The sequence below is a fragment of the Candidatus Krumholzibacteriota bacterium genome, assembly GCA_034520215.1.
Taxonomy (GTDB): Bacteria; Krumholzibacteriota; Krumholzibacteriia; order Krumholzibacteriales; family WJIX01; genus JAGHBT01.
The window spans coordinates 646,197-670,909 of sequence record JAXHNR010000002.1; the positions used below are offsets into that span (position 1 = coordinate 646,197).

Annotated in this window: 17 protein-coding genes; 14 read left to right on the plus strand and 3 right to left on the minus strand. The window is 42.8% G+C overall.

Annotation, left to right across the window (positions count from 1 at the left end; all coding sequences use genetic code 11):
- Nucleotides 1–20: 20 nt before the first annotated feature.
- The 12 genes from hprK to U5O15_09545 all read left to right on the plus strand — a co-directional run bounded on the left by hprK (nt 21) and on the right by U5O15_09545 (nt 12,340).
- Nucleotides 21–998, plus strand: coding sequence for an HPr(Ser) kinase/phosphatase (hprK, locus tag U5O15_09490; protein MDZ7860875.1), 978 nt, complete (start codon nt 21–23; stop codon nt 996–998).
- Nucleotides 995–1,393, plus strand: coding sequence for a hypothetical protein (locus tag U5O15_09495; GenBank protein ID MDZ7860876.1), 399 nt, complete (start codon nt 995–997; stop codon nt 1,391–1,393). The genes hprK and U5O15_09495 overlap by 4 nt, the downstream gene beginning before the upstream one ends.
- Before the next feature lie 74 nt (nt 1,394–1,467).
- Complete coding sequence (locus U5O15_09500) at nt 1,468–1,941, plus strand: PTS sugar transporter subunit IIB (protein ID MDZ7860877.1); 474 nt, start codon at nt 1,468–1,470, stop codon at nt 1,939–1,941.
- Nucleotides 1,942–1,956: 15 nt separating this feature from the next.
- Nucleotides 1,957–4,104: an alpha-amylase/4-alpha-glucanotransferase domain-containing protein gene (locus U5O15_09505; protein ID MDZ7860878.1), complete on the plus strand. Its 2,148-nt coding sequence runs from the start codon at nt 1,957–1,959 to the stop codon at nt 4,102–4,104.
- Nucleotides 4,082–4,816 (plus strand): PTS sugar transporter subunit IIC, encoded by a 735-nt coding sequence (locus U5O15_09510; GenBank protein MDZ7860879.1) that lies wholly within the window; start codon nt 4,082–4,084, stop codon nt 4,814–4,816. The genes U5O15_09505 and U5O15_09510 overlap by 23 nt, the downstream gene beginning before the upstream one ends.
- A 29-nt stretch (nt 4,817–4,845) precedes the next feature.
- The gene (locus tag U5O15_09515; protein ID MDZ7860880.1) at nt 4,846–5,559 is read left to right on the plus strand and encodes a PTS system mannose/fructose/sorbose family transporter subunit IID; all 714 of its coding nucleotides are present in this window, start codon (nt 4,846–4,848) and stop codon (nt 5,557–5,559) included.
- A gap of 14 nt (nt 5,560–5,573) precedes the next feature.
- Nucleotides 5,574–5,879 carry an HPr family phosphocarrier protein gene (locus tag U5O15_09520; protein ID MDZ7860881.1) on the plus strand — a complete coding sequence of 102 codons (306 nt, stop codon included), beginning with the start codon at nt 5,574–5,576 and terminating at the stop codon, nt 5,877–5,879.
- Nucleotides 5,879–7,681 carry a phosphoenolpyruvate--protein phosphotransferase gene (gene ptsP / locus U5O15_09525; GenBank protein MDZ7860882.1) on the plus strand — a complete coding sequence of 601 codons (1,803 nt, stop codon included), beginning with the start codon at nt 5,879–5,881 and terminating at the stop codon, nt 7,679–7,681. The genes U5O15_09520 and ptsP overlap by 1 nt, the downstream gene beginning before the upstream one ends.
- Nucleotides 7,682–7,702: 21 nt before the next feature.
- A complete protein-coding gene (locus U5O15_09530; protein MDZ7860883.1) occupies nt 7,703–8,776 on the plus strand; it encodes a bifunctional phosphoglucose/phosphomannose isomerase in 1,074 nt (357 codons plus the stop codon).
- Nucleotides 8,773–9,750 (plus strand): sugar phosphate nucleotidyltransferase, encoded by a 978-nt coding sequence (locus tag U5O15_09535; protein MDZ7860884.1) that lies wholly within the window; start codon nt 8,773–8,775, stop codon nt 9,748–9,750. The genes U5O15_09530 and U5O15_09535 overlap by 4 nt, the downstream gene beginning before the upstream one ends.
- A gap of 149 nt (nt 9,751–9,899) precedes the next feature.
- Nucleotides 9,900–11,048 carry a methionine adenosyltransferase gene (gene metK / locus U5O15_09540; GenBank protein ID MDZ7860885.1) on the plus strand — a complete coding sequence of 383 codons (1,149 nt, stop codon included), beginning with the start codon at nt 9,900–9,902 and terminating at the stop codon, nt 11,046–11,048.
- A gap of 35 nt (nt 11,049–11,083) precedes the next feature.
- Nucleotides 11,084–12,340, plus strand: a complete 1,257-nt coding sequence (locus tag U5O15_09545; protein ID MDZ7860886.1) for an adenosylhomocysteinase — start codon at nt 11,084–11,086, stop codon at nt 12,338–12,340.
- 1 nt (nt 12,341) lies between these two features.
- Here U5O15_09545 and U5O15_09550 read toward each other — a convergent pair whose 3' ends face one another.
- The 3 genes from U5O15_09550 to U5O15_09560 all read right to left on the minus strand — a co-directional run bounded on the left by U5O15_09550 (nt 12,342) and on the right by U5O15_09560 (nt 16,949).
- Nucleotides 12,342–13,949: a GWxTD domain-containing protein gene (locus U5O15_09550; protein ID MDZ7860887.1), complete on the minus strand. Its 1,608-nt coding sequence runs from the start codon at nt 13,947–13,949 to the stop codon at nt 12,342–12,344.
- Nucleotides 13,950–14,404: 455 nt separating this feature from the next.
- Nucleotides 14,405–15,484, minus strand: a complete 1,080-nt coding sequence (lptG, locus tag U5O15_09555; GenBank protein MDZ7860888.1) for an LPS export ABC transporter permease LptG — start codon at nt 15,482–15,484, stop codon at nt 14,405–14,407.
- A gap of 46 nt (nt 15,485–15,530) precedes the next feature.
- Complete coding sequence (locus U5O15_09560; GenBank protein MDZ7860889.1) at nt 15,531–16,949, minus strand: LptF/LptG family permease; 1,419 nt, start codon at nt 16,947–16,949, stop codon at nt 15,531–15,533.
- A 336-nt stretch (nt 16,950–17,285) separates the two neighbouring features.
- Here U5O15_09560 and sprA point away from each other — a divergent pair, with 336 nt between their 5' ends.
- Both sprA and U5O15_09570 read left to right on the plus strand, forming a co-directional pair.
- Complete coding sequence (sprA, locus tag U5O15_09565) at nt 17,286–23,546, plus strand: cell surface protein SprA (protein ID MDZ7860890.1); 6,261 nt, start codon at nt 17,286–17,288, stop codon at nt 23,544–23,546.
- Entirely contained in the window at nt 23,536–24,447 is a 912-nt protein-coding gene (locus tag U5O15_09570; protein ID MDZ7860891.1) for a M28 family peptidase, read from the plus strand. The genes sprA and U5O15_09570 overlap by 11 nt, the downstream gene beginning before the upstream one ends.
- Nucleotides 24,448–24,713: the final 266 nt, after the last annotated feature.

A 24,713-nucleotide genomic window follows, 5' to 3' on the forward strand; every position in this document is an offset into this window, starting at 1 on the left:
ATTTAGGCCGGGAAAAGATATTGACTGGATCTGAAAGTAATTACAAGGTAGAGGAATTTTACGAAGATAACAAAGACGAATTTTCGTTTGAGCTTCTTACCTCTGATCTTGACAGCCCTCTGGACATAACATGTTCTGATCTCTACCGTCCGGCTTTTGTTCTCACTGGATTTATGGAGAATTATCTTCATAAAAGAATCCAGATTATAGGGGAAACTGAATTGCTCTACATTCGTTCCCTCACTTCCGGTCAGAGGAAGGACGCTTTCAACAGGCTTTTTTCAGAATCTCTCTGCTGCATTATTATAACAAAGAAACTTGATGTACCGGATTTATTCATCGAGAAGGCCAGAGAATCTTCAGTACCTGTTATGAGGACAAATTGGGAAACCACGATCTTCATGTACACACTGAGAGAAGTATTGAATTTCTACTTTGCACCAAGAACTATAACTCACGGATCACTTGTTGACGTTTATGGTGTAGGTTTGTTGTTCTCCGGACCCAGTGGTATAGGCAAAAGCGAAATTGTTCTCGACCTTGTTGAGCGCGGGCACAGGCTTGTCGCTGATGATGTCGTTGAAATAATCAAGAAGGGGGATGTGGTTATTGGAAGAGGCAGAGAACATCTGAGGCATTTTATGGAGGTTAGAGGTGTAGGAATTATAAATATTATGGATGTGTTCGGTATAAGGGCGATTAGAATACAGAAGCGTATAGAGGTAGCAGTGCAACTCAGTGAATGGGATCCCTCCAAGGATTGGGACAGGCACGGCCTTGACGAGAAATCCACTGACATACTTGGAACGAAAGTTACACAGCTGTTTATTCCTATATTTCCGGGAAAGAATATTACAGTTATCTCCGAGACTATTGCCTTAAATCATATGCTTAAAATATACGGATTTGACGCCGCGAAAAAACTCGATAGGAATCTTATTGACTTGATGGAAAGCAGAAAAAGAACTCGAAGATATCTCAGGAATGATACTGAATGAGCGACACGAGAACAAGAATAGCCGGAGTTGTTGTTACTCACGGAAAGTTAGCGAAGGAGCTGATTAGAACAATTGAGAGTATTCTGGGGGAGATGGAGGATCTCTATCCTGTCTGCAGCGAAAATTACGGTGATACTATGATTGTAAAGAAGATAAGAGATATAATTGAAAAATATAAAGAGGAGCGTGTTGTTTTATTCGCGGATTATTCAGGGGGATCCTGTTTCCTTAATTGTATTAGAGCGAAAGTCGGCGTAAAGGGTATAAAGTTGATCAGCGGAGTTAATTTACCTGTTCTTCTGGACTTTGTGACTAAAAGAAGCCTGATGGATTATGATGAAATGACAGACCACCTGGTCAAACGGGGTAGAGATAGTATCACAAGCATGTCATAGGAATTAATTGTTTTAATTTATTCTGTATAATATAAATTTCTTTAAACATTTTATTACGGAAAGGTGTTTAACGGGTGCTGGTTTTAGTCAGAGTAGACGACAGGTTGATTCATGCGCAAGTTGTTATAGGATGGAATGAAGAATGTCGCCCCGACAGGATAATTCTGGCTGATGATAATGTGGCCGCCAATGAATTCGAGAAGAATCTTTATATTTCAGCCGTGTCTACCGATACAAAAGTCTCTGTGATCTCGCTGAAAAATACTGCGGAAAGGATTAAGCGGGGGGTTTACGATAGGGACAGGGTTATACTTCTTGTCAGAGCGCCCGAGCAGGCACTCCGCCTTTATGAGTATGGCGTAGTGTTCGATGAATTAAATATCGGCGGAATGCATTATATGGAGGGCAGGAAGAAGTTGATGGAGAACTTTTATATCAGCGATAAAGAGAAATCAATACTCCGGGAGCTTGTAAAAAAGAGTGTTGTATTAGAATCGAGAGCTCTTCCCGGCGATGAGAAAGTGATAATTAATTCAAGAATTGTCTAGAACAGAACAGTGAATATGAAGAATAAAGTAATATTTTCCTTTGGGATTCATAACCACCAGCCTGTAGGGAATTTCGATCATGTAATTGAGGATGCCTATCAAAAGGCCTATTTCCCTTTTGTTGAAGTAATGAATGAATTTCCCGATATTCCCTTCGCGCTTCATAACAGCGGGATACTATGGGACTGGATTTCCCGGAACCACAAGGAATATCTTGAAATTCTTCACGGAATGATACGGCGCTCCCAGCTTGAAATTCTTTCAGCGGGATATTATGAACCGATTTTGTCTATTATTCCCGGGAGAGACCAGATGGGCCAGCTCTCGATGATGAACAAATTCATTGCGAATAAATTGAGTTACAAAGCAAGAGGATGCTGGCTGACTGAAAGAATATGGGAACCTCACATGCCGGATATTCTTCAGAACGCGGGACTGGAGTTCGTTGTTGTTGACGACTCGCATTTTAAGTCAATTGGGCTTAGAGATTCTGAAATAAGAACCTTTTTCAATACTGAAGAAAATGGATCGTATGTTAAAGTCTTCCCTATCGATAAAAAATTAAGATATCTGGTTCCTTTCAGTAGTCCGGAAGAGACCATTTCATATTTGCGTCAAATTGCTGAAGACCGCCAGAACAAAGACAAAATAATTGTTCTGGCAGATGACGGTGAGAAGTTCGGTGTCTGGCCGGGAACTCATTCTCTCTGCTATCAGCAGGGATGGCTCCGCCGTTTCTGCGCTATCCTCGAGGAGAATAAAGACTGGCTGCGGATGATGAACTTTTCGGATGTTATAGACAGGTTTGCTCCATCCGGAATTGTCTATATTCCGACTGCCTCATATAGTGAGATGATGGAATGGGCGCTTCCCCTTTCAGTTCAGATTAAGCATAAAAAAGCCCGTGAAATCCTGTCATCTGATCCCCAAATCGATGAACCGGCGGATTTTATCAAGGGGGGATTCTGGAGAAATTTTCTCGTTAAATATGAGGAAAGCAACTGGATGCACAAGAGGATGCTGTCAGCGAGCGCTTTAGTGGACAGATGTGGAAGGGAAACAGAGTATAACGAGACCTGGGAGGAGGCGAGGAATCATCTGTATCAGGCTCAATGTAATTGCGCCTATTGGCACGGTCTTTTCGGAGGGCTTTATCTTCCGCATTTGCGAAGCGCCATTTTTCAGCATCTGATCAAGGCTGAAACAATTGTTGAAAACGGGATAAATGAAAGAGATAAATATCTGAAGTATTCAGCCGGGGATATTGACGGCGACGGAATCGAGGAAGTTTCGATTTCTTCTCCCTTTATGAAATTAATATTCAAGTCGAGGGGAGCTTCTCTGAGAGAATTCGATATTTTTGACCCGGCTTTTAATCTAACAGATATTCTTCGCAGGCGTGAGGAGATATACCACAGCAAAATTCCCGGTACTGCCGCTGATAAACCCGGCAAAACCGCCAGCATTCATGAAATTAATTTTGCTAAGGAGGATGGTCTTGATTCATTCCTTATATACGATTCATATCAACGGATGTCACTCAGCGATCATTTCATTGAAAGCGATGTCGGAATAGATTCTTTCGCCCGTACTTCGTACCGTGAATGCGGAGATTTTACTGATGGTGAATTTTCCCACCGTATAATCGAAAATAATGACGGAAAATCTCTCCTCTTCAGCAGGCACGGAGAAGTGAATTTAGACAATAGAGAATCTGAAATTAAGATAGATAAGCTTATTTCTGTTTCAGAATCATCCGCGGGGTTTAAAGCGGATTATTCACTTTTCTGTGAGAGCGGAGACGCTAAAGGTTCTTTCGCGGTAGAAAATGTTTTTTCCCTCCTTGCCGGGGACGCGCCTGACAGGTATTACAGTTTTCAGGGCAGGAATATTAATAAGAGAAACCTGGCGTCGACCGGGGAGGAAAAAGATGTTGATACTGTTTCACTAATTGATGAATGGCTGAATATAAGGATAGATCTACAATTTAAACCTCGGGCAAAAGTATGGAGATTTCCAATAGAGACGGTCTCGAATTCCGAATCAGGATATGAATTGATATATCAGGGTTCTGTTATCGCGGCTGTATGGCCTCTTGATATAAAGGAAGGGAAAAAAAGTAAGATAGAGATAGTAGTAAGTGTCGAAAGGTTTAAAGATTGAAAGGGTCGGTTTGGCTGGGCTGAATCTTATAATTCCAGTTTCTATTCTCGGCGGAGCTCTGTGCGTTGATTTCAGAACTTCATTAAGGTTGATGGTGTCACAGCCCGTGTGCGGCGGGTTATTAACCGGATTGATTCTGGGCGAACCGTTCAACGGCTTGCTTGCCGGCACTCTGATTCAGATAATGTTTCTGGGCAATTTCTTTGTAAGAGGATCTAAGGCACTTGATCTTCCTGTTGCCGGTGTTGTGTCGGCCGCGCTGTACGTTCTCGTCGATATCAAGTTGGCAGGGGATGTTTCTGTAGCCGCCATGACAATGATATGGGCCCTGTTTTTCGGTTTATCAGCTGGATGGCTGGGACATTTCGTCTACAGAATGATCTATCTCAGATTGTCCGAAGTAGCTGAAGAAGTATCGAAAAAGGCGATGGAAGGAAAATTATACTATCTTTCTTTTATTAACATTTTCATGTTTCTCTTTCATTTTGTTTACGGTTTTGTGGTTCTTATAGTAATCCTGCCTGTTGGTTACGAAATAATATTGTACTTCGTCCTCTCGTCCTGGAAGTTAACCGGTTCTCTGGATATCCTCTACATTATTTTACCATTCATAGGTGTCGGTTCTCTTCTCAAGACGCAGATTATTAAATCCCAGGGGTTCTGGTTTGTATTCGGCTTTCTTATATCGACTGTAGTACTGATCTTTACTTAAGAGGAGCAGTTATTCTGAATTTAAATGTCATATGGAGATTGTTTCTTCTCAAGAATCTAAGAAATGAAAGGTTAAATGACGGGCTTGGATTCTTTTTCGCCTTACTTCCCGTATTTAGAAAACTCTCCGCGGGGAATGACAGGATGAAGGATTACGTAAAAAGGCATTTAAGTTATTATAATACCAATTCTGTATTTTCCTCCTGCATTATAGGCGTGGTTCAAGGTATGGAGGAACGGAAAGCGGGCGGGGAGGAAATTGATACAGCCGAGATAGACAGTGTAAAAAACACATTATCGTCTGTAATGGCAGCAAGGGGCGACTATTTCTTTGAAGTTGTTTTATTCCCGTTGACGTTGACAATTGCTTGTATTTTTACTATATACGGATTGTATTTCGGCCCGATTATCTTTTTGCTTTTATACAACTATTATCATTTTAAGATCAGGGTCGGGGGTTATTACAAGGGTTTGAGGTTTGGTGAAGATGCAGGGGGCTTAGTTTTAGGATCGTATTTAAAAACCTGCAAATTTATCGAAGCGGCGGCTGCATTTGTAATAGGTGTATTTACATCAATTGTGTTTATGAGAGGTTACTTTTTTGGAGGGTTCCAGATTACGGGTGCGGGATTGCTGTTAGTTGCCGGGGTTATATGGTTGAGAAGAAAGTACTCGTTCAGGGTTAGTATTATTGCCGGGTTTATTGTCTCGGTTCTATATATTGTCAGCCGGCAGCTTTTTTAGACTGTCCGCTTTATATGAATTTTGTTTTAAAAGAAGTGACCGATAAGATGAAAAGGGCTCAGGTTAAAGTTATTAATGAGAATGGTATTCATCTGCGTTTAGCCGGGGAGCTGGTTAAAAACAGCAACAAGTTCAAATCGGATATACTAATTGAGAAAAACTCCGAACAGATAAATGGAAAGAGTATTCTAAGTGTCGCGAGTCTCGGCGCTGAATACGGTTCCGAATTAACTATAATTGTCAATGGGCAGGATGAGAATCAAGCGCTGGATTCACTTGTTAAGCTCTTTGAAAGTGGTTTCTCTGAAGGGGAGAAATGATGTTTTCCGCAAAAAATACAGAAAAAGAGATGATTTTTAACGGAATTCCCGTATCACCCGGGATAGCGATTGGAGAGGTCTTTGTCGCAAACCTCGATGAGCTTTCTTTGAGTGACAAGAAGATTGACAAAGGTGATGTTGAAGAGGAGATCAGAAAGTTCAAACGGGCGCTTAAACAAACCGAGGCGGAGCTGAAGAATATTAAAGCAAAACTAGCGAGAGATATTGGTGAGGACCACGCGAGAATCATGGATACTCATCTGATGATTCTGGATGATTCTACTATGATAAAAGAAACGGAAGACTATGTAAGAACTGAGTTGGGGAACGCGGCTTATGCCCTTGATATTGTTCTAAACAAGACCCTTGAATCTTTTGCAAGTATGGATGATCAATATCTGAGCGAGAGGGCTGAGGATATCCATGATGTAAAGAGACGTATTATACGTAATCTGCTTGGGCAGGCTCAGGAAGGCCTGAAAGATCTGAGACGGAAAGCTGTTGTAGTCGCAAAGAATCTTACCCCATCTGATACCGTGGGATTTGACAGGAAATATGTCCAGGCATTTGTTTCTGCTATAGGGGGCAGCACTTCTCATGCCGCTATAATAGCAAGATCGCATGGGATTCCGGCTGTAGTCGGTTTGGAGGATTTCACTCACAAGGTACGTCCATACGATAATATTATTGTTGACGGTATCACGGGGCAAGTTATTCTCCGGCCTGAAAAAAGCACCGTTAAGCTTTATGAAGATGCCAGAAGAAGATTCGCGGAAATGGAAAAGGAACTCCTTACTCTGAAGGATTATCCCGCGGTAACTCTGGATGGCCGGGAATTCGAGCTTTCGGGAAATGTTGAAGCTATAGATGAGTTGAAGGATGTCTCCAGCCACGGCGCTAAAGGAGTTGGGCTTTTCAGAACGGAATATTTCTTTATCACGCGATCTTCTCCTCCCAGTGAAGAGGTTCAGTATAGATATTACAAAGATGTCGTAAAAGAGATGGCTCCCGAATGTGTGATCTTCAGGACACTGGATATCGGAGGGGATAAAATCGCGGACTGGATAACAAACGTTGATGAAGCGAACCCCTTTATGGGTTGGAGGGGTATCCGATTCACCCTTTCTAGAAAAGACATTTTCAGATCACAGTTAAGAGCGATCTACAGAGCTTCAGCCCACGGAAAACTGAAGATAATGTTTCCGATGATATCGGTTATCGAGGAAGTGAGGGCCGCGAAGCAAATATGCGGTGAGGTAAAAGAAGATTTACTGAAAGAGCGTTATAAAATTAACGAAGATGTTGAAATAGGAGTGATGATAGAAACTCCGTCGGCGGTGGCATTAGCTCCACATATTGCCAAAGAAGTTGATTTCTTCAGTATAGGGTCGAATGATCTTGTTCAGTATTCTCTGGCAGTTGACAGGGGAAACAGCAGGATTTCATATTTATACGATCCCCTTCATCCAGTCATTATACGGTTTATACAGGATACGGTAAATGCCGCCAGAGAAGAAGGGATAAAGGTTGGGTTATGCGGTGAAATGGCTGTAAGTGAAGGAGCTTTAGGTGTATTGCCGCTGATCGGGATGGGTCTTGATGAAATCAGCGCTCCTTCTTACCTTATACCTGAAATAAAGAAGATTATCAGGTCGGTGACATTTGATGAAACTCGTACTCTCGTGAAGAAGATATTGAAATTTTCAACTCCCCATGAAGTAAGGGAGCTGCTCAGCAAATATATAAAGGAGAAAAGGTCGGAATTAACAGAGTTTATCCCTAAAGTTGCCCTCGATAAGTAAACCTGTTATAGGTAGATTGCAATGAATATAAAAGATAGGTTTAACAAATATGACAGATCCGGAATGCTGGAGAATATTCTCTCGCTGCCGGATCATATCCGTGAGGCATGGAAGATGTCCGGGGATTTTATTCTTCCCCGCCCCTCGGGGCCCAACCCGCTGGTTATCTGCGGTATGGGCGGGTCGGCAATTGGCGCTTTCTTAATTCGGGATCTAATCAAGAGAGAATGCGATTTTCCCGTACAGGTTGAAAGAGGATATTTACTGCCTCCTCATGTCGGATCTGACGCGACTGTTATATGTATCAGCTACAGCGGAAATACTGAAGAGGTATTGAAGCTGTTTGGCGACGCCGCGGAGCGTGGTTGTAATACAGGTGTGATTACTTCGGGAGGAGAGCTGGCCGGAGAAGCGGCTAAGCGTAATGTCAGCATGATGAAGGTGCGGGAAGGACTTCCCCCGAGGGCGGCAATTGGTCTGCTCTTTACCACACTGCTTCATTTAATGGTTAACTGGGGGGTATATGAAATTACCGGAGAAGAATTAAACCTTCTTACTGAAAGAATAGAACTTGTAATAAAAAAACTCACTCCGGAAAGTAATGCGCGGGACAACCCGGCGTTTGAATTATCAAAGAAATTATGTGATAAGATGCCTGTTATTTACGCGGGAGACGGACTGCTTGAGGGGATATCATACAGGTGGAAGTGCCAGTTTAATGAAAATAGCAAGATTGCCGCGTACTCGAACATATTCCCGGAGCTTGTGCACAATGAAGTTATGGGATGGGAATGTTCAGAGGAGATAATGAAGAACCTGTTTTTTATTTTTTTAACTGACAGCGATGATCACCCCGGTGTACGGAAGCGTATGGATGCGGCTTATTCAATGCTCGCAAAATCGACCGGGGAAGCGGTAATGATCGGCAGCAGCTGGTATGGAAATGATTCCCCCGGCAGACTTGAACGTCTTCTTTCCATGCTGGCGCTCGGCGATTTTATAAGTCTTTATCTGGCTGTTGGCAGAGGTGTTGATCCGACGCCGGTTGGGAAGATAGAAAAAATAAAGAAATTTTTAAAGATAGGAGAATTATGAAAGCGGTTATCCCCGTTGCGGGAATAGGAAAGCGCCTTCGCCCGCATACACACGCGGTTCCCAAGGCTCTTATTAGTGTTGCCGGCCGTCCGATTCTGGGGCATATAATCGATCATCTTCTGGATATGGGAGTTACGGAACTTATCCCTATTATCGGGTATAAGGGAGAGATGATCCGTGAATATATTACAGGCGAGTACGATATTAAAACTAATTTCGTTGTTCAGGAGGAGCAGAAGGGTATTGCTCACGCGGTAAGCCTCACGAGACAACACGCCGATAACTCCGAATTGATAATTATCCTGGGAGATACGATAATAGAGGCTGATTTTTCAAAAATACCTCTGGAGGGGGATAATGTTCTGGGCGTGAGGAAAGTTGACGATCCGGCCCGTTTCGGAATTGCTGAAATATCTGATGGAATAATAACCCGCATAGAGGAAAAACCGGATAAGCCGAAAAGTAATCTCGCTATCGTGGGACTTTATTATTTCAAAGACTCAGCGGGGCTTTACAGAGCTTGCCGGGCCATTGTAGATAAAGATATCAAGACCAAAGGGGAGTATCAGATAACAGACGCTCTCGCGCTTATGATTGACGAAGGCGAGCAGTTCAAACCGTACCGGATTGGCGATTGGTATGACTGCGGTAAGATAGAGACACTTCTGGCAACCAACCGCGCGCTGCTGGAAAAAGGTGATAATAAACAGAAAAGGGAAGGATCGATAATTATTCCTCCATGCTGGATTGACGAGCGCTGTAAGATCGAAAAATCGATAATAGGACCGTATGTTTCTATTTCGCCGGATTGTGAGATTACTAATTCGCTGGTAGAAAATTCAATATTGAATGACGGCTGCCGTCTTCAGGATATTATTTTAGCTGACAGTGTTATAGGTTCTATGGCGGAGGTCGCCGGAAGCAGGAAGAGTGTTAATATTGGAAATAATTCCAGTCTAAATTTGAAGAAATAGGGAGTTGATTAGAGATATAGCCTCTTCATAGAGGCAGAGCGAATTTCAGATTGCGTGTCTAATCAGCTGCTGTCAGCTTAATTCTAACGGTAAAAATGAGTTAATTTTGAAGAGATTTAGATAAATACCTTTACAATCAGGAGGATATAATGAACCGAGGCAAACATCTATTTACATCAGAATCGGTAACAGAAGGACATCCGGACAAGGTGGCAGATCAGATATCAGACGGAATTTTAGATGCCATTCTTGATCAGGATCCTGACGGGAGAGTAGCATGCGAAACACTTGTAACTACTGGTATGGCCTTTTTAAGCGGCGAAATTCACACTGAGAAAGCCTATATTGATATCCCCAGTATAGTTAGAGGAATAGTCAGGGATATAGGTTATACAAAACCGGAACTTGGTTTCGCGTTCCAGACGTCAGCAGTAGTGACATCAATCGAAGAGCAGTCTGAGGATATAGCTCAGGGTGTAGATACCGGCGGCGCGGGTGATCAGGGAATGATGTTCGGATACGCTTGCAGGCAGACCGATGTTCTTATGCCTCTTCCTATTCAAATAGCGCATAAGCTGGTAAGGAAGGTTTCGGAGGTAAGAAAAGACGGGACTCTTGATTATCTGAGACCCGACGGAAAATCACAGGTAACAATTGAATATAAGGATAAAGTTCCAAGAAGGATCGATACTGTTGTTATCTCTGTACAGCACGACGAAGATGTTACGATCAGTAAAATGGAGAGTGATCTTGAGAAATTTGTAATTAAGCCGGTTATTTCGAAGTTTGATATAAAGAAAGATGATTATAAAACATGGGTTAACCCGACGGGAAAATTCGTTAAGGGCGGGCCAATGGCTGACACCGGATTAACGGGAAGAAAAATAATCGTTGATACTTACGGCGGGTTCGGAAGCCATGGCGGCGGAGCCTTTTCCGGAAAGGATCCGACGAAGGTTGACAGATCGGCTTCGTACGCCGCCAGGCATATCGCGAAGAATATCGTGGGAGCGGATATCGCGGATGAATGTGAAGTACAGCTGGCATACGCTATAGGGAAGAAAGATCCTGTCTCTGTAATGGTTAATACTTACGGAACAGGTAAAATCGATGATGAAAAACTTGGCAGCATTGTCTCTGATCTTTTTGACCTTACTCCAGTCGGTATTATAGAACGGTTGAATCTGAAAAGGAGCATTTACAGAAAAACCGCGGCATTCGGGCATTTCGGCCGTATAGACGAGGATTTTACATGGGAGAAACTTGATTTTGTAGATAAATTGAAGTCAAGAATTTAGAATATTTAATACGTTTAGTTTGGAAAGGATTTTTTATGAAATACGATTGCAAGGATCTCAAGCTTGCCCCGGGCGGCAAGGCAAGGATTGAATGGGCCGACAGCAATATGCCGGTTCTGCGTATGATTCGTGAGCGGTTTGAAAAAGAGAAACCGCTTGACGGAATTAGGATTTCAGCCTGTCTCCACGTTACAACAGAAACGGCGAACCTGATGCGCACCCTCAAAGCCGGTGGAGCCGAGGCCGCTCTATGCGCGTCTAATCCTCTCAGCACGCAGGATGATGTAGCAGCTTCTCTTGTAGATGACTACGGGATTTCCGTCTTTGCCGTACACGGCGAAGATAACGTCAAATATTACGATCATATTAATTCAGTACTTGATAAAAAGCCGCATATCACAATGGACGACGGCGCTGATCTTGTCAGCACACTTCACAAGGAGAGACGTGAACTTCTAGAGAACATTATAGGCGGTTCCGAAGAGACTACTACGGGTGTGATAAGATTGAGAAGTATGCAGGCCGACAAGGTTCTTGCCTATCCTATAATCGCCGTTAATGACGCTCTCACAAAACACTTTTTTGACAACCGGTACGGCACAGGGCAGAGTACCATCGACGGTATTATAAGGGCGACAAACGTTCTTCTCGCCGGCACTGATTTCGTTGTTTTCGGTTATGGATGGTGCGGAAGAGGAGTCGCAATGAGAGCTCGAGGGATGGGCGCTAAAGTATCAATCGTTGAAGTTGATCCTGTAAAGGCTCTTGAGGCTGTAATGGACGGATACAATGTCGTGCCGTCGATGAAGGCCGCGGAATACGGTGATATCTTTGTGACGCTTACCGGTGATATTTCGGTAATCCGTCTCGAGCATTTCAGGAAAATGAAGGACGGCGCTATTGTGGCGAATTCAGGACATTTTAATGTTGAGATAGATCTGGATGATCTGGCTGAAAACTCCTCGGACAAAAAGAGGATACGCGAAAATCTTCAGCAGTACACTATGGATGACGGGAAGAGGATAAATGTTCTGGCGGAAGGACGGCTTATAAATCTCGCGGCCGCTGAGGGACATCCAGCTTCAGTAATGGATATGAGTTTTGCCAATCAGTCGCTTTCCGCTGAGTATCTTACGAAGGTTTATAAAAAGCTGGAAAACAGGGTGTATCCCGTACCTGAAGATATTGACAGAAATATCGCGGAGCTGAAACTCGACGCTCTCGGATGCGGTATCGATGAATTGACTCCAAAACAGAAGAAATATCTTTCCAGCTGGAAATTTGGAACCTGATCTACTCCAGGACGGAGAATCTTGCTCTTTTATGAATCGTCTCTCTCGTCTGCCTGTCCATTACGCTGACTGTGAGTTCAAACGTTCCGTTCCAGAGATTATCCGTGGCGATCTCGAGTCTCTGTATCTGTTTTGACCCTTTCCCTTTTCTCTCGAATTTGGAGGAGATGGCAGTAGGCACTTCTTCCAGTATAGGACCTTTCCGTCTTTTGCCGAGCGGAGTTATTTTATAATCCACTGAATAGAATGCCAGATCATCACTGTTTGTCTCCAGGCCGTAAATTTCGAAATAAAATGTAAGCGGGTAAGGGATTCTGTACGCGTGCAGCGGGTGTGGAATGATCTGCAAGCCGCCCCTTGTGAATTTTGTCTGATTATTCGCTTTTCTGATAACGGAGGCCAGCTGGATATCACTCATAGCCAGACGGTTGTCCATCGGGTCTATTTGAGCAGTTGTGTTGTAGACGCCCCTGTGGTCTGATGAAGTGTCTTTTGCCTCCAGGCCGATTCGATAATAGCCCGGGTTTAGACTCATAACGATTTGTCCGGGAAGATGCCCGGGCCCCGAGAATTTACTGAGTCCGGGTTGAGCTACCCTTATTGTGTCATGCCCGGAGCTGACCTTTTTCATATTTATATCTCTGACAAGAGCGCTGAGCAGGACTTCACCCCTCAATTCCCCCTCCTTCTTTATGAAGCGTATCTCACTGGAAGGAATTTCAAAGTTTATTTTAGTTTCTACGGAATTTGCTCCGTCTTTAAATTTTGTTATATCGAAATAGACGGGAAGCTTTTCCTGATTTACTTCGAAAGAGTAGATTGTAGGGTTGTCCTGAAGATATTTATAAAAATTACGTTTTGATTTGATCATTTTGCGATTTTCAATCGCCGCGATAAGATCCCTTGCTTTCTTAGCCCTGATATCCTGATCGGCTATATAGTCAATATCGTCCGGATTAAATTCAATTACATTAATTACATCTTCCGGTCTTGTGAACATCAATTCCTCAATACTCCTGAGGTTGTAAAATTGTTTCATCCTTCGCAGTCTGTCCAGGGTTTGTCTGGAGCTTTCTCCGTAATGCTCGATGGCGTAAATGAACACGCCGTTGAGGTTGAAATTCTGAAAGGGAATCAACATATCCAGTTTCTTGTAATACCATATTTCGCCGGGAGGGGTCATTCTATAGAATCCCACCTCCCCGGGTACTTTTGTTCTGCTCGAGGGCATTCCGAACCGTATTAATGTTTCCCCTCTCTTATCCCAGCCCGGCGGTTTCTCCATTCCGAAAAGCTTTCCGGCCAGTTTGACTCTGGCTTCATGTTCTATTTTACGTTCGTTTTTTTCAGTTGTGGGAGTAGGATCTTTGTATATCCAGAATTTCTTCCTCCACTTTGTTCTGCCCGCGACACTTTCCATAGAGAGGAATTCTTTCTTCTGGTATTTATTAAATAAATACTGGAGGCCGTAGTAGATTTTTTTCTCGAACGGCGCGAGGCGTTCTATCAATTTGTTTTCTCCGTCGAAATCTTCGGCGGCCGCGGTATTAGAGGTGAGAATAGAGAGTAAAATCACGGCCGCGGCTATTATGAAATTTTTCTGCTTCATTTTATCCTTACCATCCCGTAGTAACTGATTGGTTATAAAATATAGAATTTGAGAGAATTTTGCAAAGATATATAGCCGGATTGCCGCTGATTTCAACATAATCATATTAAAGGGAAAAATATTTGCAGGAGTTTCCTCTGAAAATCCGGCAAGTATTTTACTAACATTGCGAGATACAATAAGTTATTAGGGTTGGTAAGTGGAATAGGGTTTTCATTGCTGATGAGTGCGGCTGAATGATATTTTCAAAACCCTCCGGAGGGCGAGCGGGCAAGGATTTCTGACCCGAAGGGGCAGAAAGAGCGAGCCCGAGGTGCAGAGCCAGCGATTTCCTCGCCGGGGAAATCGACAACGATTTTGAAAATATCAATCAGCCGCATACTGTTACAAATCATCGACTACCTTATAGGTTATAAAAATTGGGGAAACTCCAGGCCTTACATTTCCTGCGACGGCTATTTATTTGCTTTATAGAGCAAGAATATTCCAAGCACGAGAAATATAATGTTTCCGGCCCACGCGCCTATTAAAGGATGTATTACACCGCTCTTACCTAATGCCTGACCCAGCCTGAGTATTCCGTAGTAGGAGAAGCTGATGAGCAGAGTCAATCCAAAACCTGTAGCCATAGAAGGTTTTCTTTTACTGGCTGAAAGGGCAATGCCGATTATAGTAAATAGCAGACTTGTAAAGGGGAAACTGAATTTAAAATAAAGATCTACTCTGTATTTATTGAATGATCCTCCCTGGCGTTTGATTTTGTCGATATATTTTCTAAGCTGAACGAAATTCATTTCTTCGGGTTCCATTTCTTCCTTTTTCAGGTCGTTCGGTTTTACATCGAGCTTGGGCATCGGCAGGCGGCTAAATTGCTTTGTCGTTTCCTCATTACCTGAGAACGATCTTAAAACCCCGTCTATGAATATCCATTCTGATCCGTTCCAGAATCCTTTCTTGGCGTCTATCCTGGTTTTCAAATGCGGACCGTCATATTCCTGAACAATCAAATTTGTGAGGGCTTTCATTTTAGTGTCGTATTTTTCAGCGTAGTATGTCATTCCGTTTTTACCCTGATAATGAATATTGTTTTTGAATCTTGAAGAGCTTCTGTTTTTACTTTTTTGTATGTCAACGCGCATTATCTCTTCGGCTCTGTGGTTTGACCGGGGCACGACAATTTCATTAAAAGCTATTGAAGAAACAGATATCAAGAATGCCGATATTAGTAGCGGCATTGCTAATCTTATAAGCGGAATACCTGAGGAAATAAGAGCTGTCAGTTCATTGTCCCGCGATATTTTTCCAAGTGAAAAGACCGTACCGAGAAGAACCGCCACGGGCAGAACGAGCAGGATTATCCACGGCGCTTCAAAAAAGTAATAAGAGACTATTTGTATAATACTGGCATTGTGATCGATGAATTCGTCAATTTTCTCATTGAAATCAACAGTTATGTAGATAATCGTAAAGGCCAGTAGACCCAGAAAGATATTTTTCCAGAATGATGACAGAATATATTTGTCATGAATTTTCATTGTTATTATTCCAGTTTATGGATATTGGACACAGCGTAAATCAAAATTATAATATAGCTTTTTCCCTCTTTTTACGCCACTGTTTCAGAAGATTGATCTTTGCCCAGTTGATGGTTTTTGCTTCATTTACAACCATATGAATAAGCCCTATTGACATCGCGGTGAAAATAATATTCGGAAGCCACATTGCCAGCCAGGGGGCAAGGTGCTGCCTGTCGGCGAGTTTTTCCCCCCCAATCAAGAAAATGTAGTATATTACAAAGAACAGTAAACTGAATCCAATAGCCATTGTTATACCCTTTTTCCCCGATAAAAGGGCCAGGGGAGCGCCGATGAGAATGAAAATCGTGCAGCTGAAGGCAATAGAGTATTTCTTGTGTATTTCAACTTTATAACGCGCAATCTGGCTCCGTTTTGCTTCCATAATCTTGATTTCATTCTTTATTTTCTTTAGAATCTTCTGGATTGATCCAATCGTCTCGGAGCGGTTTTCTGTATCAGACCCGGAGTATATTTCAGTGCCTCTAACCCTTTTTGAAATATCAGTTGAGGCTGAGTCTGATCCTTGCGTAAAGATACTGTTAAATGTATTCTGGATAGGTGTCAGCGCTGTTTTGTTCATTCTTGTCAGACTTCTGTTGATCTCTGTGTTTATTTCTCTTATCCTCGCTTTCATCATAGCTATATTCATTTCTCTGTCGCCGCGGTAATTTCGTTTCGTTCTGTTGAGATCTCTATCTGAATCCTGAATGCTGAGAGTATAATGTTCGAAATGAGTCTTACGGTATGTAGATACATCATCCGGATTGGGCATTTTGTGTATTTCTCCGTTTTCGAGCTCGAACTGGAGTAGATTCTTTCTCTTGATATATTTCATCTTCCCCTTTTCAGCGACAGTTATAATGGGGATTCCTTCCTTGTTCAACTGGAATATCTGCACCCCCTTTATCAATCCGGTTTTATCGTTCTTTTCCTGGATGAGAAGTGTGTAATCTTCAATTGATTCACAAAAAATATTTTCTTTAATATTCATAGTTGGTTTCATTTTTCCAATATCGATCATCAAACCGAGTAATTTGTGGTTACTTTCAGGGAGTATATAATTATTGAAATATACAAGTCCTCCGGTAAGTATCAGCGAAGCTATAAGTACGGGCAAAATTATTCTATATAGAGAAATACCGCTGGATTTCATCGCGGTTATTTCATTATCTGAGGCTAGCTGTCCGAATGCCATCAAGGTAGCCGGCATGACCGACATTGGTATAATTAATGCGAACATATGTCCTAAACTGAGTATGAAGAACTCCATCGCTACCAGGAAATTAATCCCTTTGCCGATGAACAGATCGAGATAACGGTAGAGGAAGTCCATTATGAAGATAAAGGTGATTATAGAAAATCCGAAGAGGTATGGAACGATATGGTTTTTAAGCACGTATTTGTCTATTGTATTCATTTTCATACAGTTACACGGTTTAGTAAAAAGCTGTTAATTTTTGTTTGTGAAAATTGATAAAGGGGTTTGAACGGTATAGACGACCCCCTTTTCAATGATAAAATAAGACCGCCTCTGGGTGTCCATTTTCCACATTGCCGTGACTTGGTCAGTCGGCGAGGGTGAAAATAGTGTGTATATTTTTGTGGACAGCACAGGGGTAATCTGTATTCATTTATGGACACTGTATCGCCTGCCTTTGATTGTGGGTATGTCCATGGTAATTAGTATAGTAAATGTAATTTAACATAATTAGTTCCCGGGATGTAGCTTTTTCTGAACGATTTCGTCTGAGAGTATAAATTGATTGTTATCGATAAATTCAAAATTCATTATCGAACAAAAAACAGATTTGTCCCCGCCTGGATTCTCACCGTTTCTTTTATCCTGCTTTTTATCTGTCCCTATGAGCTTACGGCACAATCGCTGGAAGTGGATTTGCTCGAAATGCGTGAAAAGACCGAAGTTTATTTACACGAAATTGAGAAGGGAGAATTGCCCCTTGATTACATGAAACTCGGACTCAGCAGGAGAAGATCATTTATTAAAGAAGCCGAAGAACCCACAAAACTGATCAGAGAATATGATGAAGGGACCGGGCTGTTCTTTGAGTTCAGCGTTCCTAATGACTATTCCTTTATCAGCAGAGAGAGGAGAAAAAGGGGATTTATTTATTATTCTCAGAGAGATATGAAAATTCCGGGGATCGATATTAATATCTATTCACTGAAGGAAAGAGCTGAATATTTGGGAGATAGGGCTTTCCGTGAGGTTTGGAAAGAGAATATTCTATACAATCTCGGTATAGACAGAGAAGAAAGTCATAAAAGCGGAATGCTGGATATTGATATACCAATCGATCTTCCTAAACAGATAGAGTGGTTTATTGGCGAAGGTGAAGAGACGAATCTCTCTATTTCAGGAAGGGAAGAGATTACAATTGGAGGTGATTCGAGATGGTGCAGCAACTGTCCTCGAACCGAAGGTATGCCGGAACCGCAGAAATTCCCCGACCTTGATATGCAGCAGAAATTGTCAGTCAATCTTCATGGAACTATCGGAGAGAAGATAAGAGTCGCGATAAACCATTCGAGTCAGGGGGATGGAATGCAGTCTGTCAATCAGGTAAGAGTGCATTATCAGGGTTTTGAGGATGATATTATAAAGTTGATTGAAATGGGAGACACCGACATGACTCTGCGGGGAGCCCAGATGATTCGTTATTCAGGATCCGCTAAGGGCTTGTTCGGAGTGAAGGTTAAGGGTCAGGTCGGGCCGGTGGATCTGACGCTGATCGCGAGTAAGGAAAAGGGAGAAACTGCCTCCGGCACATTTTCGTCAGGCGGAGGTCAGAGCAGTGAAAACGTGATCGCGGATTATGGTTTTATAAAACGTCAGTTTTTCTATCTGGAAAATCCCGGCTCTGATTTTTCAAATACCGGCAGAGTTTATCCCAAAATAGACGCTGAAGACAGTCTGGAAGTCTTTATCGAACTAAACCCGGCCGTTGAATGGACCGGGGACGAACCGAGATGTTACCTCGAAGCTTATCCCGATTCGGGCAATGACGGAATCGATACAACAGTTACGGCCTGGGGTTCCTGGTACAGGGTGCTCACTGAAGGCGAGGATTATCAACTGATTCAGGATTATTACAATGAAGATGAAGGGATAAAATATATGGGGATATATCTAAACCGTCCCCTTCCGAACGATAAGGCTCTTGCTGTCAGATATATTAATAACGAGGGCGATACAATAGGCGATTACGGAGCCGGCTTTGAAAATTACGGAGGAGACAGGCCCCCGGATGATCATTTAACTTTTAAAGCGGAGTTAATTTGCCCGCAAAAAGCTGATTTCAGTCCCGCACAATCGGACTTTCCTTCTACCTGGAACATGATGATGAGAAACATATACTCGCTTAATATGAGCAACATCAGTAAAGGAAGTCTGAAAGTAACAATTGAAAGTGTGGAAAAAATACAGGGGAGCAGGGATATTCATGAAGAAACCCAGATCAGCTATCTCCGGATCTTCGGATTAGATCAGTACGATGTAACGGGACAGAAAAATCCCGACGGCAGAGTGGATGACCGCCAGGGTGTTATAGATTACAGAAATGGTTTCTTAATGTTTCCCTGGGATGAACCATTCAAAACACCTGAAGCTGTTTTAAGGAGCTATTTATCAGATTCAGTGGCGGCTGTAGTTGACACATCTCTCACCCGGAATACATCTATATACGATGATCTGATAACCCCCAATGAACCCCCGCCGCATTACTATGATATCGTAATAGAAGGTTCAAGCGGACAGAAAACGATTCGGCTTAATGCCTTTAATATAATTGAAGGCAGTGAAGTTGTTCGGATTGGAGGCGTGAAATTCTCGAAGGGGACCGATTATGAAATTGATTATATGTCGGGTATAGTAACTCTCAAGGGAGAGGCTCTCAACACACTTCAGAGTGATCCGGGCGCTAAGATCAATATTGACTATCAGAAAGAACCCCTGGTGGGGGGAGGGAAGAGCTCTTTGATCGGGATAGGAGCGAATTACGATATTTCCCCCGACGCGCGTCTGAACGCGGCATTTCTTTACAATTCAAGCGGCGCGAGCCGGTATAAACCGAATCTGGGTGAAGAGCCGAGCAGAAACATGGCGGCTGATATTAACGGAAGTTTTGTCTTCAGACCTTCCTGGATGACTTCCCTGGTTAATTTATTGCCGAGAGTCGATACAGATAAGGAAAGTCAATTGAACGTTGGCGGCGAGGTGGCGCTCAGCATCCCTAACCCCAACACTAAAGGAAATGCCTATATTGATAATATGGAAGGGATAGAGGATAGTAACAGGCTTACTTTAGTACGTAACGTATGGAAACCGGCTTCTCCTCCCCTTCATCCGGAAAACCCGAATGACACTCTTGCTCCCGTCCCTCAGGATGTCGAATTTTATTGGTATAATCCCGCGACAACCGATGAGCAGGAACATCTTGTAACAAGTAAAAAGGATCTGAATCCCCAGATCGATGACAGGGAAAATACAAGAGTAACATCACTCTTCCTAAAGACAATTAACACGGATGGATCACCGGAAAATCAATGGAGCGGCATAATGTCAGGGTTTATGGGGGGGCTGGATCTTTCCAACGCTCAGTATCTGGAAATTTGGGTAAATGATTTCACTGAAGATGAGGCTTTAAGAGGCGGAACTGTTCATATTGATTTCGGTGAGATAGATGAAGACTATTATTTACCGTATGAAAACCTGTTAAATGATGAAAACCCCTATAACTGGACAGCGATGGAAAATGATTTTGGTTTCACGGGAGACAACCAGAACCGTATTTACCCGACCGCGTTTGACGAGTCACACTATAATGAGGAAAAAGGAGTTTACGAGTGGATAAATTCGCGCGTGAAAAATTCCTTTCATGACAGTGAAGATATGAACGGCAACAACAGACTTGACACTAAGAATAATTATTATTCACTAAAGTTTAATCTGGCCGATTCGGCTATGATCGATGTCAAAAGGGATTTTAATGGGATAGAAGGAAGTAAATCCTGGAGAATGTACCGTATCGATCTGTCAAAAGCGGAGCTGTTTGGAATGAAGCCGCGGCTGGATGCCATTGAACAAATGAGAATATGGGTTGAAAATGTAGATTCAGTACAAACGGGAGGAGATCAGCATACACTGGAACTTGCCGGTCTGAAGTTTGTGGGGAACAAATGGCGTTATGACAATATTCGTGATCTGAAGGGGAGTATACTGCCGGTTGGTTCCGCCCCGGGGATGAGGGTGAAGGCGGGAACGATGAATAATAAAGACAACCCTTCACTTTACCAGTCGCCGTATGACGTAGAAGAGGAAGATGGGATTGATATCAGAGAACAATCTCTTACTTTTGAAGTTGAGAATTTTGCCGACAGCACATCATTTCAGTTTTCAAAAAGATTCTACGGAGACGGGAAAAACTTCGGGCAGTATAAGGGCATTGAATTCTATTATCATCTGGACAGCAAGATAGTAAGTGACCCAGCTGACAGTGTGGAGTTCTTTCTCCAGATCGCCTATGACAGTCTCAATTATTACGAAATAGGGGTTCCCATTGATTACCTCACGCCAGTCGGTTGGAATCACGTTTTCGTTAACTTGAGTGACCTGACGAATTTGAAGATCGGCGCGTCCGGCAATTTTGTGGAAGGACTGATTGAGGACAGCCGTTCAACAGGAAAGAAATACTGGGGCAGACTGAAGGGAAAACCTTCTTTATTCAAAGTCCGTCGTTTTTATGTGGGGCTCAGAAATAGAACAGACGAAGTAATTACGGAAACAAGGTTTATGCTGAACGATATAACTTTAACTGATGTGCGGAAAGATATTGATTTTGCCGCCAGAACCACTTTTTCTGCCAATCTGGGGGGCGGCATTTTCTCCTTGAATGGTAATTGGGAGAGGAGCGGGCCTGAATTCCGCTCCCTGCAGCAGAAGAGGGGAAGTGGAGTCAGCAGAACATCTCTGTCTTTATCAGGAAACAGTAAGCTGGAGCATTTTATTCCCACGGGAGGATTTAATATTCCGGTGTCCTTACGTTATAACAGCAGGGTCTCAAAGCCTAAATATATGACTCAGAGCGATGTGGAAATTACCGATGATTCTGTACGTGACAGCCTTGTGAGTGCTTCGAAAAGTTATGGGTTTAATTTGAAACTCAGCAGGAACGGGTCTTCGAATTTCATTATGAAACATTTCTTCGATAATTTGAATTTGGGTTATAATTATTCTAAAAAATCGAGCTACACACCAATCTCAAGTGATACATCCTGGTCTATGAGCGGGACGATGAATTATAGTCTTCAGTTCGGGAAAGATAGAACGGTCGACTTATTCGGGTTAAAATGGCGTTACTGGCTTACTAACATATCAATAAATTCAAGGGCAAGCAGAGTCACGCGTAATTCCTATTCAGAGTCGGGCAGAAGACCCTCTACTTACGATTGTGATTGGTCTAATGATCTTTCAATGTCCTATGATCCCTTCGAGTCAGTAAAAATAGGTTACCAGAGGAGTGAAAGCCGTGATATGGGCGTGGATCATGATTTTCACGGCGTCCCTATCGGGATGCTGAGAAATTTCAATCAGAGTATGTCGATTGATTTCAGACCTAGAAACAAAATCCCCATTCTCTCCGAGTTCAGTCCCTCGTTTCAGTACAAGACCGGTTATTCGGAAAACCTCAGCGGTGTAAGAAGAGCCGGGGACCCTCCCGGAACGAGGAATGTCACCTCTAATAGATCGATAAATATCAATCTGGATTTTGATGTCGGCAGTTACGCAAATGATTTCAAAGGATATATTGAGCATTTCGGCGAGAAGGAAGAAAAGAAGAAGATTGTCGAATCTGAAGAGAAGGATGAAGAAAAAAGTAAAGTGGATTTTATTATTTTGATAGAGGAGAAATATCTAAGAAGAAATTTGACTGAGGAGGAAAGGAGATTTTTATTTGAGTTCGACACTTTCCCCGTAGAAACTGATTCAGAAACAGACTATCTGAAACTTCTTCCAATAACCAGGCGGAATTCCAGCGGGGGGGTGGAGAGGAAAGATGAATCCGTGTCCGAACCGGGCAAGAGTGAAGAAGAGGAAGGTGAAAATAAGGATAAACTAATCATAGTAAAGAAATTTCTCGGTCTGATTGGAAGAGTAAGTCCCGTTAACGCCAGGCTCGATCTAACAAAAAGAACTTCCTACCAGCATCTTTATGAGCGCGCGGCGGTTGGTTATCAATTGGGAATAACCGATTACAGCGGAGCTTTGGGAAGTGACGGGGAGGAAGAAAAAGTTCCGGTATCATTGACAAACAGGCTTTCTCTGAATATGGACACAAAGGTTGAAGTAACTTCTGATGTAAATCTTGATATAGGGTACCGTCTAACCGGCGATTTCAAAGAAACAAACGGCCGGGAGAGAGAGACCACGGATCTACTGTGGCCGAAGATCGGCGTCAGCTGGACAGGCCTCGAAAAATGGGGGATTATAGAGAAATTTATAGAATCCAGCATGCTTAACGTAAATTTTACACGCAGGTTTTCAGTTAGTGAAACCTATGAAAAGACATCTTATAAGGTTTCTCCAAACTGGACTCTCATGTGGAAAAACAGTCTTTATTCAACGATATCGATGAGTTATTCCCAGGAAAACAGGAATGTGAAAAATCAGGAGATGTGGGATAGAACATGGGCAGCCAGCATTAACCTTAAATATGATTTCAGCGGCAAGGAGGGATTCGGCTTTCCACTTCCGTTTATCGGAGGCAAGAAGATAAAATTCAAAAGTAAATTGACTTCGAATCTCAACATATCATATTCTGAGAAGGAAAGTTATAACAATCCCAAAATGTCCACGTTGAAGGTGGCGCCTATGTTTACCTATGGATTCAGCCAGGCTGTAACTGGGAATTTATCGATGAATTATTCCCGTTCATCGGGCGGAATTTACGGTTATATTCATCAGCAGGTTGGTGTTCATGCGACAGCTAACATTGAATTCTAAATTTTATATTTTCCTGCCGGTATTGCTTTTTGTATCTATCGCTGTCTTTGGGTATGGATGTTCCTCATCAGAGTTACCGGAATTCAACAAAGACAAGGCATTTGAATTCCTTTTGGATCAATGTGAAATTGGCCCGCGGGCGCCGGGGACGAAGGAGCATAAGATACTGCAGAGGTATCTTGTCTCTAAGTTGGAGAAATTCGGCGGCAATGTTTCAGTGCAGCCCTTTGACGGAGTCTTAACTTCAGGCGATACATTGAAGCTGGTAAATATAATAGGCAATTTCAATACCGGCAGCAGAAAAAGAATCTTGCTGGGGGCGCATTATGATACCAGGCCCTTCGCGGACCGTGATCCCGACCCCTCAAATCGCGACAAACCGATTATCGGAGCTAATGACGGAGCCAGCGGCGTTGCCGTGCTGCTTGAAATAGCGAGGCAGCTTGGAAAGTCAAATCCTCCAATCGGAGTAGATATCGTTTTTTTTGACGGAGAGGATTACGGAAGGGAAGGTGTTTCTGAAGACTATATACTTGGATCTTCTTATTTTGCTTCTCATATGAAGGGATATCGTCCTTATTCTGTAATAATAGTTGATATGATTGGCGAGAAAGATGTTGAAATCAGAAAAGAGGGTTTTTCAAGAGACTTTTCAGCGCGGCTTCTCGAAGAAATATATTCAATTGCCCGTAGATTGGATATTTCACAGTTCAGGGATGAAAATGGGGTTTCAATTCTTGATGATCACCTGCCTTTTATAAAAAAGGGAATACCGGCGGTTGATCTTATAGATTTTGATTATCCATATTGGCATACCCTAGAGGATACCCCCGATAAATGCTCAAAGGAGAGCCTGGGTGCCGTCGGCACTGTTCTTCTGGAATATATCTGGCAGCAGTGAATCCACTAAATTTTGGATTGAGAATTAGTTACAGGGAAAAACAACTGGAATAAGTCCATCAACGTTATTTAAGGCGGCTGATTGATATTTTTCAAAACCCTCGCCGAGTGGCGAGCGGGCAAGGATTTCTGACCCGAAGGGGCAGAAAGAGCGAGCCCGAGGCGCAGAGCGTACAATTTCCTCGGCCGGCGAGAAATTGACCACGATTTTGAAAATATCAATCAGGCGCATACTATTACAAATCATCAACTAGCTTATAGGTTATA

Bases quoted from the DNA above. Each gene is read 5' to 3' on its own strand.
- metK (MDZ7860885.1), top strand. From the start codon at position 9,900: ATGAACCGAGGCAAACATCTATTTACATCAGAATCGGTAACAGAAGGA.
- ptsP (MDZ7860882.1), top strand. From the start codon at position 5,879: ATGTTTTCCGCAAAAAATACAGAAAAAGAGATGATTTTTAACGGAATT.
- lptG (MDZ7860888.1), bottom strand. From the start codon at position 15,484: ATGAAAATTCATGACAAATATATTCTGTCATCATTCTGGAAAAATATC.
- U5O15_09545 (MDZ7860886.1), top strand. From the start codon at position 11,084: ATGAAATACGATTGCAAGGATCTCAAGCTTGCCCCGGGCGGCAAGGCA.
- U5O15_09535 (MDZ7860884.1), top strand. From the start codon at position 8,773: ATGAAAGCGGTTATCCCCGTTGCGGGAATAGGAAAGCGCCTTCGCCCG.
- U5O15_09550 (MDZ7860887.1), bottom strand. From the start codon at position 13,949: ATGAAGCAGAAAAATTTCATAATAGCCGCGGCCGTGATTTTACTCTCT.
- U5O15_09520 (MDZ7860881.1), top strand. From the start codon at position 5,574: ATGAATTTTGTTTTAAAAGAAGTGACCGATAAGATGAAAAGGGCTCAG.
- U5O15_09505 (MDZ7860878.1), top strand. From the start codon at position 1,957: ATGAAGAATAAAGTAATATTTTCCTTTGGGATTCATAACCACCAGCCT.
- U5O15_09560 (MDZ7860889.1), bottom strand. From the start codon at position 16,949: ATGAAAATGAATACAATAGACAAATACGTGCTTAAAAACCATATCGTT.
- U5O15_09495 (MDZ7860876.1), top strand. From the start codon at position 995: ATGAGCGACACGAGAACAAGAATAGCCGGAGTTGTTGTTACTCACGGA.
- U5O15_09530 (MDZ7860883.1), top strand. From the start codon at position 7,703: ATGAATATAAAAGATAGGTTTAACAAATATGACAGATCCGGAATGCTG.